The following is a 12,267-nucleotide window of genomic DNA, read 5'->3' as shown; positions in this document are numbered from 1 at the left end:
CATGCTCGACATCTCGGATCTCACGGTGGTGATCCGCCGGCCCGGCCGTCAGGTCGCGGCGCTCAGCAACGTCAGCTTCTCGGTCGCGCCCGGCGAAGTGGTCGGCCTGGTCGGCGAGAGCGGCGGCGGCAAGAGCATGGTCGCGCGGGCGATCGTCGGCATGCTGCCGCCCGGATCGGAGGCTCGCGGCCGCGTCGGGTTCGACGGCGCCGACGTGCTCCGGATGGACGCCGCCGCGCTCGCTTCGCATCGCGGGCGGGGAGCGGCGATCTGCTTCCAGAATCCGCGGGGTGCGCTTTCACCGACGCGTACGGTCGGACGGCAGTTGATCGACAGGTTGGTGACTCACCAGGAGATGGGGGCCGAGCAGGCGGCCACGAGCGCGAAGGACCTCTTCGCCTCGGTGGGCATCCGCAACCCCGGGCAGCGGCTGCAGGCCTACCCGCACGAGCTCTCCGGCGGCATGGCCCAGCGGGTGATGATCTCGCTGGCCACCGGGTGCGCGCCCGGCCTGCTCATCGCCGACGAGCCCACGACCGGCCTGGACGTGACGCTGACCCGCGAGATCCTGCGCCAGTTCCGCCACGCCGCCGACACCGACGGCCGGGGCGTCCTGCTGATCTCGCACGACCTCGCCTCGATCGCCGAGGTCTGCGACCGCGTGGTCGTCCTCTACGCGGGCACGGTCGTCGAGACCGGCCCGGCGGCGAAGGTCCTGCGCGAGCCGGCCCACCCCTACACCCGCGCGCTGCTGCGCTCGGTCCCCGACGTCAGCGGCGGCCGCGTGGTCGCGACGGCCGGCGGCATGCCGCTGCTGAAGGACGCGCCGCACGACTGCCCCTTCGTCCCGCGCTGCGCCCACGCGACGGAGGAATGCCGCACCACCCGCCCACCGACGAAAGAGTTGGCCGCGGGCTGGTCGCTCGCCTGCTTCCACCCGCAGGATGGTGAGCTCGGCGTCATAAATGTCGAGAAATCGGTCACGGCCGCAAGAGAAGCAGCAGACCGGGTTGTGCTTGCCGTTGAGGATGCGCATGTCGTTTACCGCAGCCGGTTCGGGTCTGGTGGGCATCATGCGCTGCGCGGAGTGAGCCTCACGCTCAAGGCCGGCGAGACGCTCGGGGTCGTGGGGGAAAGCGGCTGCGGCAAAAGCACCCTCGCGAAGCTCATCATGGGGCTCGTCGAGCCTTCGCAAGGGTCCGTCGCCGTCGGTGGGAAGGACGTCCAGAAGCTCAGCCGGGCCGAGCGGACCAGGGCGCAGATGGTGTTCCAAGATCCGGTCGGGTCGCTCAGCCCTCGGCGTACGGTCAAAGACTCGATCGCGGAGCCCTTGCGCGCCGCCAAGGTCTCCACGACGCGGCGCGCGGAACGCGTCGAGAAGGCGCTCGGCCGGATGGAGCTCGACCCGGCGATCCTCGACCGCCTGCCGCATGAGCTCTCCGGCGGGCAGGCGCAGCGGATCGGCATCGCGCGGGCGCTGGTCGGCGAGCCCGACCTGATCGTCTTCGACGAGCCCACCAGCGCGCTCGACGTCACCGTGCAGGCGCAGATCCTCGATGTCATCGCCGATGTCGCGGCGGACGCGGGGCACGGCTCGGTCTTCATCTCGCACGACCTCGCCACCGTGCGCGGCTTCGCCGACCGGGTCGTCGTGCTCTATCTCGGCCGCGTCGTCGAGGAAGGGCCGGTCGACGAGGTCTTCGACCATCCCAAGCATCCCTACACGCGGGCGTTGCTGGGCAGCGCGCCCCGGCTCGGCGAGACCCGGACGGCGGACGTCGCGCTGGTCAAGGACCTCGACGAGGCGGACGCGGCGGCCGGATGCGCGCTGGCCGCCCGCTGCCCGTTCGTCACCGACGCCTGCCGCTCCCAGGAGCAGATCCTTCAGCCGTACGGCGAGAGCCGGGCCGCCTGCTGGCGCGTCCCCGAGCTGCCCGCCCTGATCGGAAAGAGCACCTCATGACCGACCGTCCCGTGCGGCTGGCCGTCGACATCGGCGGCACCTTCGTCGACGCCATGGAACTCGACACCCGGACCGGCGAAGTGCGCTTCCGGAAGGCCTCCACCACGCCGGCGCATCCGGCCGAGGGTGTGCTCAACGCGATCGCCGCGCTCGGCACGGACCTGTCCGAAGTGGAGCTGTTCATCCACGGCACCACGCTCGGCCTCAACGCGGTCCTCGAGCGGCGCGGCGGCAACACCGGCATCATCACCAACGAGGGGTTCCGGGACATCTTCCTGATCGGCCGGGGCAACGTGCCCGCCGACCACATGTATGACTTCCGCTACCAGCGCCCGGAAAGCCTTGTGCAGCGCCGCTTCACCGCCGGCGTGACGGGCCGTCTCGACTACAAGGGCCGGGTCATTCAAGATCTAGACCCTTCTTCCGTACGGGCAGCCGCACGTGAACTTGTCGAGGTGCAGGGGGTCACCTCGATCGCGATCTGCTTCCTGCACTCGTTCCTCGACCCCACCCACGAGCGCGAGGCGGCCCGCATCATCCGCGAGGCCTACCCGGAGGTGAGCCTGTCGCTCTCCACCGACATCGTGCGGGAGTACCGGGAGTACGAGCGGACCAGCACCACCGTGTTGGAGGCGTACATCCGGCCGATTTTCGAGCGGTACGTGGACGAGCTGGAGGCGGGGCTGGCCGCGGGCGGGTTCGCCGGGCGGTTCCTCATCATGCGCTCCGGCGGCGGCTCGATGACCGGCGCGGTGGCGAAGACCTCGCCCACGCACACCGTGCTCTCCGGGCCGGCCGGCGGGATCGTGGGCGCCGCCTACCTCGCCGAGGAACTGGGCCGGGACAATCTGCTGACCTTCGACATCGGCGGCACCTCGCTGGACGCCTGCGTCATCGAGAAGGGCGGCGCGGTCGCCGCGTACGAGGCCCAGCTCGAGCATTTTCCGCTGCTGATCCCGACGTACGATATCCGGACCATCGGCGCCGGCGGCGGATCGATCGCCTGGCTGGACCGGGGTTTGCTCAAGGTGGGGCCGCAGAGCGCGGGCGCCGCGCCCGGCCCGGTCTGCTACGGCCGCGGCGGCACCCAGCCGACGGTGACCGACGCGGCGGTGGTGCTCGGATTCGTCGACCCGCAACGGTTCCTGGGTGGCGAGATGGGGCTGGCCGACGAGGCCGCCCGCGACGCGATCCGTTCGCAGCTGGCCGAGCCGCTCGGGCTGAGCGTTCCCGAGGCGGCGGCCGGCATCTTCGACGTGTTGCTGGCCAAGACGGTCGGCGCGGTCCGGCAGATCACCGTCGAACGTGGACACGACCCGCGGGTGTTCTCGCTGCTGGCCTTCGGCGGTGCGGGCCCGCTGCTCGCGCCGCTGCTGGCCCGGGAGATGGGCATCGGCGAGGTGCTCGTGCCGTTCGCGCCGTCCGGCTTCTCGGCCTGGGGCATGCTCTCCGCCGACATCGTCAACGACTTCAGCCGTACGGTGATGACCACGCTCGACGACGCGGACCTGGCGGCGCTGGAGCCGCTGTTCAAGGAGACCGAGGCCGAGGCGGTGGCATCGCTGACCGCGCAAGGCGTTCCGTCGGGTGACGGGGTTCTGGAGCGGCAGTTCGAGCTGCGCTACCTCGGCCAGGAGCACAGCCTCATGGTGACCGTCGGGTCTGTCCTGGACGCGGCGGCCGTGCGTAAGGCTTTCGACGATCTGCACCACGCGCGCTATGGCCACACGATGAGCAATCCGTTGCAGATCCTCAATTTGCGGGTGCGCGGGATCGGCCGCACGTCGCGGCCGGCTCTTCCCACTATTGAATCCGGTGCCGGCGCCATTCCCCGCACTCACCGGGATGCCTACGACTTCGGGACCCGAGCCATCGTTCCCTTCGCTGTCTACGACCGGGAATCGTTGCGCGCGGGCGACACCTTCTCGGGTCCGGCGCTGGTGGACGAGGGCACTTCCACGACGGTGGTGCCGAGCGGGCAGCGCGTGACTGTCGACTCCCACGGCTACCTGGTTGTCACACTGGAGGTCGCGGCATGACCACACTGGACGGTGCTCGTGTCGAGGTGGTGCGCAGCTATCTGCTGTCGGCCGCCGAGGAGATGCGGGCCACGCTGATCCGCACCTCGTTCAACCCGGTCATCTACGAGGTGCACGACTTCGGGCTGTCGGTCTACGACGCGCACATGCGGCCGGTCGCCGAGGCCACCGGGCTCACCGTGTTCCTCGGCGCCAACGACTACTCGCTGCGCAAGGGCGTCGAGTACGTGGGCGTCGAGAATCTGCACCCCGGCGACGTGGTGCTGCTCAACTACCCGTACTGGAACGCGGCCCACGCCTACGACGCGACCCTGTTCGCGCCGGTCTTCGACGAGGACGACCTGATCGGCTTCCTCTGCATCCGGGCGCACTGGATGGACCTGGGCGCCAAGGATCCCGGCTACGTGCTCGACTCCACCGACATGCACCAGGAGGGCCTGATCTTCCCGGGAACCAAGGTGGTCTCGCGCGGGGAGCCGGTCAAGGACATCCACGAGCTCATCCGCTTCAACTCCCGCATGCCCGACGCGGTGCTCGGCGACCTGCACGCGCAGATCGCGGCGCTGCGCACCGGTGAGCGCCGGCTGCTGGAGATCTACGCCAAGTTCGGCCGGGAGACCGTGCTCGCCGCGATCGAGCACATCATCTCCGACGGCGAGGCCCGCACCCGGGCCGCGCTCGCGCAGCTGCCGCAGGGGACGTGGACCGCCGAGGACTACGTCGACGACGACGGCATCACCGACGATCCGGTGCTCATGAAGGTCACCGTGACCATCGCGGACGAGAGGTTCATCGTCGACTTCGCGGGCTCCTCGCCGGCCACCCGCGGGCCGATCAACATGCCGTTCGGCGCGACCGAGGCGATCTGCAAGGTCATCCTCAAGTCGCTGACCTCGCCGAACGAGCCCTCCAACGCCGGCACGGTGGCGCCGCTCGAGGTGCGGGCCGAGCCGGGGACGCTGTTCCACGCCGTCTACCCGCAGCCGACGTTCACGCTGTGGACCGGGATCGTGGCGTTCGAGCTGATCCTCAAGGCGCTCGCCCAGGGCATGCCCGACCGGCTGCCCGCCTCCAGCGGCGGCGACGTGCCCGGCTTCATGATGGTCGGCATCCACCCGGACACCGCCCAGATGTTCGCGGTCAGCAACAACGACCTGGTCGGCTGGGGCGGCACCGCCGACCACGACGGCACCGACGCGGCCACGCACGTCTCGGGGGCGACCGGCCGCGGCACCCCGATCGAGGTGATGGAGGCCCGCACCGGGATGTTCATGGAGCGCGTGGAGATCCGCACCGACTCCGGCGGCCCCGGGCGGTTCCGCGGCGGATGTGGGCTGCAGCGGGACATCAGATTCGTGACGCCGGGCGAGTTCCTGACCGTCATCAAGAAGACCAAGACCCAGCCATGGGCCTTGGACGGCGGATTGCAGCCCGACCCGAACCAGATCGTCGTCTTCCCCGGCACCGACCGTGAGCACCGGGTCAGCACCAAGCGCGTCAATGTCGTGCCCGGCGACCGGATCACCATCCTGACGGCCGGCGGCGGCGGGCATGGCACCCCGGCCGACCGGGATCCGGCGGCCGTCCGGCGGGACGTGGCCGAGGGATACGTCTCGGCCGAGGCGGCCCGCGATGTCTATGGGGTCGACCTCAATGGCTGACGGCGCCACGGTTGAAGTGATCCGGAGTCATCTCGCGTCGGCGGCCGAGGAGATGCGGGCGGCGCTGGTGCGCACCGCGTTCAACCCGGTCATCTACGAGGTGCACGACTTCGGCATCTCCATCTACGACCGGTCGCTGCGGCTGGTGGCCGAGTCGACCGGGCTGTCCCGGTTCCTCGGCGCCAACGACTACTCGATCCGCAAGGGCGTGGAATACGTCGGCGAGCTCTCCCCCGGCGACATCGTGCTGCTCAACTATCCCTACTGGAATGCGGCGCACTCTTACGACGCGACGATGTTCGCCCCGGTGTACGTCGCCGAGGAGCTGGTCGCCTACCTCTGCATCCGGGCCCATTGGATGGACCTTGGGGCCAAGGACCCCGGCTACGTCCTGGATTCCACTGACATGCACCAGGAAGGCCTGATATTTCCGGGCACCAAGGTCTACTCGCGGGGAGAGCCCGTCCACGACATCCACGAGCTGATCCGCTTCAACTCCCGGATGCCGGACGCAGTGCTCGGCGACCTGCATGCCCAGATCGCCGCGCTGCGGACCGGTGAGCGGCGGGTGGCCGAGATCTTTTCCCTCTACGGAGATCGGGTCGATGAGGCAATCGACCGATTTGTCGAGGCAGCGGCATCCTCGGCGGCCGATGCGGTGGCGCGGCTGCCGCAGGGCAGCTGGACGGCCGAGGACTGGCTGGACGACGACGGGGTCAGCGACGAGCCGATCCTGATGCGGGCCACGGTGACCATCGCCGACGGCACGTTCACCGTCGACTTCGCGGGCTCGTCGGACGCCGTACCCGGGCCGGTGAATCTGCCTCTGGGCGCGACCATCGCGACCTGCCGCGTCGCCTTCAAGGCGATCACCACCCCGGAGGAGCAGACCAACGCCGGCCATTTCGCGCCGCTGCGGGTGCTGGCCGAGCCGGGCACGCTGTTCCACGCCGTCTACCCGGCGGCGACGTTCACCCAGTGGACCGGCACGGTCGCGCTCGAGCTGATCTACAAGGCCCTCGCGCAGGGCATGTCCGACCGGCTGCCCGCCTCCAGCGGCGGCGACGTGCCCGGCTTCATGATGGTCGGCACCCACCCCGACACCGGGCAGATGTTCGCGGTCAGCAACAACGACCCGGTCGGCTGGGGCGGCGCGCCCGACCACGACGGCATCGGCCCGGCCAACCACCTCTGCCAGACCCAGGCCCGCAACACGCCGGTCGAGGTGCTCGAGGCGAAGACCGGGATGTTCTTCGAGCGGGTGGAGATCCGCACCGACTCCGGCGGCGCCGGCCGGTTCCGCGGCGGGTGCGGGCTGCGCCGGGACATCCGGTTCGTGACCGACGGCGAATTCCTTTCGGTCATCAAGAAGACGAAGAGCGCGCCGTGGGCGCTCGACGGCGGCCGGCAGCCCGAGCCGAACACCGTCGTCGTCTTCCCCGGCACCGCCCGCGAACGGCGGGTCAGCACCAAGCGCACGCCGGTCCGGGCCGGCGACCGGGTGACGCTGCTGACCGCCGGCGGCGGCGGGCACGGCGACCCGGCCGGGCGGGACCCGGCCGCTGTCCGCCACGACATGGACGAGGGGTACGTCTCCGCGGAGGCGGCCCGGGATGTGTACGGGGTGATCGTATGAGCCAGCTGCTCGCCAACTGCACCGTGCTGGACGCCAGGGTGCTCGACGGGGTGCCGCCGCAGAAGGACGCCGCGGTGTGGGTCACCGGCGACCGGATCGCGGCCGTCGGCCCGTACGCGTCGGTCGCCGCCACGGCCCGCAAAGCGGGACCGGTCGTCGAGCGTGATCTGAACGGCGCGTTCGTGACGCCCGGCCTGGCCAACATGCACACCCATTTCTCGCTGTCGCTGCCCGGCAAGGGCGGCGACCGGGTCAAGGACCTCGGCCCGCACGACCTGGCCCTCTACATGGCCGACGGCGCCCGCCGCACGCTCGAGTGCGGCGTCACCACGGTCCGCAATGTCGCGGAGAAGGATCACGCCGACTTCGCGCTACGCCGGGCCATCACCGCGGGCCGGGTGCCGGGGCCGCGCATGTTCACCGCCGGGCGGGCGCTGGTCTGCACCGGCGGGCACGGCCACGAGAGCGGCGACACCCTCGAGTGCGACGGCCCGGTCGGGTTCCGGCACGGGGTGCGCAGCCAGATCAAGGCCGGCGCCGACCTGATCAAAGTGATGATCTCGGGCGGGATCGCCGGCGAGCACGAGGGCATCGCGACCCCGCAGCTGTTCGCCGACGAGATGGCCGCGGTGATCGAGACCGCGCACGCCTGGGGCCGCAAGGTCACCGCGCACGCCGGGCCGGCCGAGGTGATCGGGGCGGCCGTGGCGCTCGGGCTGGACTGCGTCGAGCACGGCTACCAGCTCACCCCCGCGGTGGCGCGGGCGATGGCTTCGCAAGGGACCGCGCTGGTGCCCACGCTGCTGGTGACGCGCTGCAAGGAGTTCTTCGACGAGCTGGGCGTGCCCGAGTGGATGCAGTGCCGGTCGCTCGGCGCGGGGCCGCGGCACCTGGAGAGCTTCGCGATGGCGGTCGAGGCCGGGGTGGAGATCCTGCTCGGCAGCGACATGCCGCCGTTCTGGTCCTTCGAGGGGACCAACGCGACCGTACGGGAGCTGGAGAACCTCGCTTCCTCGCTGGGCCCGGCGCGGGCGCTGCACGCGGCGACCCGCGGGCCGATCCGCTGGCTCGGCGCCGAGGACGACCTCGGCACGGTCGAGGAGGGCAAGTACGCGGATCTGATCGCGATGTCCGAGGACCCGCTCGAGGACGCCTCGGCGTTCCGCGGGGTGCGCTTCGTGATGAAGGGCGGCGCTGTCGTGAGGGATGGGGAGTCCGAGTGAGCTTCGCTGAGGCCGGGGCGGCCGCCATCGCCGCCGGCATCGACGACATGTACAAGGCGTTCCTGGCCGGGGACCGCGACCGCTTCGACGAGCACCTGCACGCGGACGTCACCACCTGGGAGACCCACCTGCCCGGACCGCTGCGCACCCGCCGGGAGCTGGACGAGTACCGCACGACCAGGGACTCGGCCGGCCGGCGACCCCGCCTAGCGGTGCTGACCGCGACCGAGAAGCGGATCGACGTGTGGGGTTCGTTCGGGGTAGCCCGCTACCTGCTGGTCGCCCGGGAGACCGACACGGGTCCCGAGCAGCACAGCCGGGTGACGGATGTGCTGCGCTGCATCGACGGGCGCTGGCGCATCGTGCACCACCACTCCGAGTTGGTGCGGCCGTGACCCGGCGGCTGATCGCCACGTCGTTCGGCGAGCCTGCTGACGTGCTCCGCGTCGCGGACGTCCCCGATATTGCGGAAATTTCGCCCGGCTTCGTGCGGATCGCGGTCCGCGCCACCGGGTTGAACTTCCTCGACGTGATGCTGTGCCGGGGCGAGTATCCGGTGCGGCCGGACTTCCCGATGACGCCGGGCGTCGAGACGGCCGGGCGGGTCGTCGAGACCGGGCCGGGCGCCGAGCACCTGCTCGGCCGCGAGGTGCTGGCCTGCCCGGCGCTGCCGCACGGCGCGCTCGGCTCGTCGGTCACCATCGACGCCCGCCTGGTGGTCGAGCGGCCGTCGCACGTGGATCCGGTTACCGCTGCGGCGTTGCCGGTCACCTATCAGACGGCGTGGTTCGCGCTCGAGCGTGCTCGGGTCGCGGCCGGTGAGACCGTGCTCGTGCATGCCGGCGCCGGCGGGGTGGGCATCGCGGTCATCCAGCTGGCGGTGGCTCGCGGCGCGCGGGTGGTCGCCACCGCCGGCAGCCCGGCCAAGCTCGACGTCTGCCGGGCTCAGGGCGCCGAGGTCGCGGTCGGCTACGACGACTTCGAGAAGGCTTTCGACAGCGTCGACGTGGCGATCGATCCGGTCGGCGGGGACCTGCTCGGGCGATCGCTGGACTGCCTCGCCTTCGAGGGACGGCTGGTCAGCGTGGGGATGGCCGCCGGGCCACCGCCGCCCGTCGACCCGGGCCGGCTGATCGGCCGCAACACCGACCTGATCGGCGTCTCCTGGGGATCCCGGTATCCGTCGGCCCGGCCGGACGCGGTGCGGCACGCCTACGACGAGCTGTTCCGGATGTGCGCCTCCGGCGAGGTGCGTCCCCCGGTCAGCCGGGTGGTCCCGCTGGACGAAGCGCCCGCCGCGCTCGCCGACCTGGCCACCCGGCGCACCACTGGCAAAGTCGTCGTGCGGCTCGACGACAGCGGCCGCCCCGGCGACATCGGGCGGCCTGACGACTTCGTGTCACTCGATGAGGAGGAGGCATCATGAGCGATCAAGACGGCGACATGGAGATCTATGACCTGCGGGTCTGCGTCGACCGGATCGAAGGGCGGTCGGTCTGCGGCATGGCGGTCGGCGACTACTTCGAGCTGACCGAGAGCGCGCACCTGACCATTCCCGAGGGCAAGCATTTCTGCGTCTACGCGCTCGCCTCGGTGCTGCCGTTCCTCGCCGCCAAGCAGCGGGACCTGCCGGCCGGGGACTGGCTCGCCCAGGACTCCGACTTCATCTGCCCGGACCCCGGCGAGCGTCTCGTCATGCGGGTCTCGCGCACTCAGAAGCGGCGGATGAACTCGTCGGACCTCACCTGATGCGTACGGAAATCGGCCTTGGTCTGCAAAGCGACAAACCGGCGGGCACCTATGCCCGGCTGGCGCGCGCCGCCGAGGAGGCCGGCTTCGATGTGCTGACCGTGTTCGGGGACCTGATGTACCAGCCGCCGATCTTCCCGCTGCTGGAGATGGCGGCCGCCACCAGCCGCGTGCGGCTAGGGCCCGCGTGCCTCAACCCGTACTCGATGGCTCCTTATGAAATCGCCGGCCAGGTCGCCGCGCTTGATCTCGCCTCGCATGGCCGCGCCTATCTCGGCCTCGCCCGGGGCACGTGGCTCGGCGCGGTCGGCCTGCCCCAGCCCCGGCCCATCACCGCGCTGACGGAGGCGGCCGAGGTGGTCCGGCGTCTGCTGCGTGGCGATTCCGACGCGTACGCGGGGAGCATGTTCAGCCTTTCGCCGGGCACCGTGCTGCGCTACCACCGCTATCGCCCCGACCCGCCGCTGCTGATCGGCGCCTGGGGGCCGCAAGGAGCGGCGCTCGCCGGGCGGATCGCCGACGAGATCAAGGTGGGCGGCAGCGCGAACCCCGACATGGTCCCGGTGATCCGCTCGCGCGTCGGCAACGATGAGGTCGGCATCGTGCTGGGCGCCGTCACCGTCGTCGACACCGACGGCGAGGCGGCCCGGGCCAAGGCGCGCACCGAAGTCGCCATGTACCTGGCCGTCGTCGCCGACCTGGACCCGACCGTGACACTGCCGGACGGGCTGGTGGCGGCGGTGTCCCGGCTGGTCGACACGGGCTCGCACGCGGAGGCCGGGCGGCTCATCCCGGATGACGTGCTGGATCGGTTCGCGTTCTCCGGCACGCCCGTGCAGGTTGCTCGGCAGGCTCAGGCTCTCATCGACGCCGGGGTGCAGCGGGTCGAGTTCGGGACGCCGCACGGGCTCACCGACGATCGTGGGGTGGAGTTGCTCGGTTCCGAAGTCTTGCCTCTCTTGGTCAGGAGCTGATCGTGGAAGTGCTGCTGGTGCTCGGGCCTGGTCTCGTGGCCGACCGGGAACTGCTGGTGTCGCTGGCCGAGACCACCGCCAAGGAGCTGGGGGTGGGACTGCGGACGGTGGTCGCGAGCGGGCCGGTCGAGACGGCTGCCGCGGTCGCGGGACATGACGGGCCGGTTGTGGCGTTGCCGGCCGACTCGGCGCTGATCGGCGACGCGCCCGATTCGGTGGTCTGGTATGACCTCACGGTCGCCGACGCGGTCCTCGGGGCGAACCATCTACACGGCCGCGGGGTGTGGGGGCTGGTGTGGGCCGTTCGGCATGCCGTGCATCGGCTGCGGCGGCCGGCCGAGCGGATCGCCTACGGCGATCACCCGGAGCAATGGGCGGAAGAACGAGTCGGCGGGGCGCCATCCACAGTCGGCGTGCTGATTCACGGCGGGTTCTGGCGGTCGATCTGGGCGGCCGACCTGATGGACGCGCTGGCGATCGACCTGGCCGACCGGGGCTGGATCGGCTGGAACCTCGAATACCGCCGGCCGGACCGGCACGGCTGGGCGGCCACCACGGCCGACGTGGCGGCCGGGGTTGCGGCGGCTCGGGAGCGGCATCCGGGTGCGCGGATCGTGCTGTTCGGGCATTCGGCGGGCGGGCAGCTGGCGTTGCGGCTGGCGGCCGACGATCCCGGCATCACGCTTGCGGTTTCGCTCGCCGGGGTGCTCGACCTGGGCGAGGGGCAGCGGCGCTTCCTGGGCGAGGGGGCGATCACGACCGCGCTCGGTGGGGCGCCCGACGAGGTGCCGGAGGTCTATGCGGAGAGCGACCCGATGCGGCGGGAGCTCGCCTCGCCGGTGCTGCTGGTGCAGGGCAGCGGCGACGGTCTCGACCTGGTCGACATCAATCGGCGCTTCGCGGCGGCCTCGGGCGTCCCGCTGCTCGAGCGGCCGGGCGACCACTTCGACGTGATCACCCCGGGCTCGCCGATCTGGGTCGAGACGCTCGCGGAAGTGGAGCGCCGGATTTCACGCTCGTGA

At 71.2% G+C, this 12,267-nt stretch carries 10 protein-coding genes; all 10 read left to right on the top strand.

The features are described 5' to 3' along the window. The first annotated feature begins 1 nt into the window (after position 1). Genes ACQPZX_RS12190 through ACQPZX_RS12145 form a run of 10 tightly spaced genes read left to right on the top strand, consistent with a single transcriptional unit; the run spans position 2 to position 12,267 of the window. Positions 2-1,963, top strand: coding sequence for a dipeptide ABC transporter ATP-binding protein (locus tag ACQPZX_RS12190; protein ID WP_433385202.1), 1,962 nt, complete (start codon positions 2-4; stop codon positions 1,961-1,963). Then, positions 1,960-4,002, top strand: a complete 2,043-nt coding sequence (locus ACQPZX_RS12185; protein ID WP_433378717.1) for a hydantoinase/oxoprolinase family protein — start codon at positions 1,960-1,962, stop codon at positions 4,000-4,002. Before ACQPZX_RS12190 ends, ACQPZX_RS12185 begins: the two co-directional genes overlap by 4 nt. Then, positions 3,999-5,663: a hydantoinase B/oxoprolinase family protein gene (locus ACQPZX_RS12180; protein ID WP_433378714.1), complete on the top strand. Its 1,665-nt coding sequence runs from the start codon at positions 3,999-4,001 to the stop codon at positions 5,661-5,663. The genes ACQPZX_RS12185 and ACQPZX_RS12180 overlap by 4 nt, the downstream gene beginning before the upstream one ends. After that, the gene (locus tag ACQPZX_RS12175; protein WP_433378711.1) at positions 5,656-7,299 is read left to right on the top strand and encodes a hydantoinase B/oxoprolinase family protein; all 1,644 of its coding nucleotides are present in this window, start codon (positions 5,656-5,658) and stop codon (positions 7,297-7,299) included. The genes ACQPZX_RS12180 and ACQPZX_RS12175 overlap by 8 nt, the downstream gene beginning before the upstream one ends. Continuing rightward, a complete protein-coding gene (locus tag ACQPZX_RS12170; protein WP_433378708.1) occupies positions 7,296-8,522 on the top strand; it encodes an amidohydrolase family protein in 1,227 nt (408 codons plus the stop codon). Before ACQPZX_RS12175 ends, ACQPZX_RS12170 begins: the two co-directional genes overlap by 4 nt. Then, entirely contained in the window at positions 8,519-8,917 is a 399-nt protein-coding gene (locus ACQPZX_RS12165) for a nuclear transport factor 2 family protein (protein ID WP_433378705.1), read from the top strand. Before ACQPZX_RS12170 ends, ACQPZX_RS12165 begins: the two co-directional genes overlap by 4 nt. Beyond that, positions 8,914-9,948: an NADPH:quinone oxidoreductase family protein gene (locus ACQPZX_RS12160; protein ID WP_433378702.1), complete on the top strand. Its 1,035-nt coding sequence runs from the start codon at positions 8,914-8,916 to the stop codon at positions 9,946-9,948. Before ACQPZX_RS12165 ends, ACQPZX_RS12160 begins: the two co-directional genes overlap by 4 nt. Further along, on the top strand, positions 9,945-10,271 hold the full coding sequence (locus ACQPZX_RS12155) for a TIGR04076 family protein (RefSeq protein ID WP_433378699.1): 327 nt from the start codon (positions 9,945-9,947) through the stop codon (positions 10,269-10,271). Before ACQPZX_RS12160 ends, ACQPZX_RS12155 begins: the two co-directional genes overlap by 4 nt. Next, on the top strand, positions 10,271-11,245 hold the full coding sequence (locus tag ACQPZX_RS12150; protein ID WP_433378697.1) for an LLM class flavin-dependent oxidoreductase: 975 nt from the start codon (positions 10,271-10,273) through the stop codon (positions 11,243-11,245). The genes ACQPZX_RS12155 and ACQPZX_RS12150 overlap by 1 nt, the downstream gene beginning before the upstream one ends. Positions 11,246-11,247: 2 nt before the next feature. Then, positions 11,248-12,267, top strand: coding sequence for an alpha/beta hydrolase family protein (locus tag ACQPZX_RS12145; protein WP_433378694.1), 1,020 nt, complete (start codon positions 11,248-11,250; stop codon positions 12,265-12,267).

This window comes from Actinoplanes sp. CA-142083, assembly GCF_050942195.1.
Lineage (GTDB): Bacteria > Actinomycetota > Actinomycetes > Mycobacteriales > Micromonosporaceae > Actinoplanes.
The sequence above is the reverse complement of the archived record's forward strand: the minus strand, read 5'-3'. Positions and strand labels throughout refer to the sequence as shown.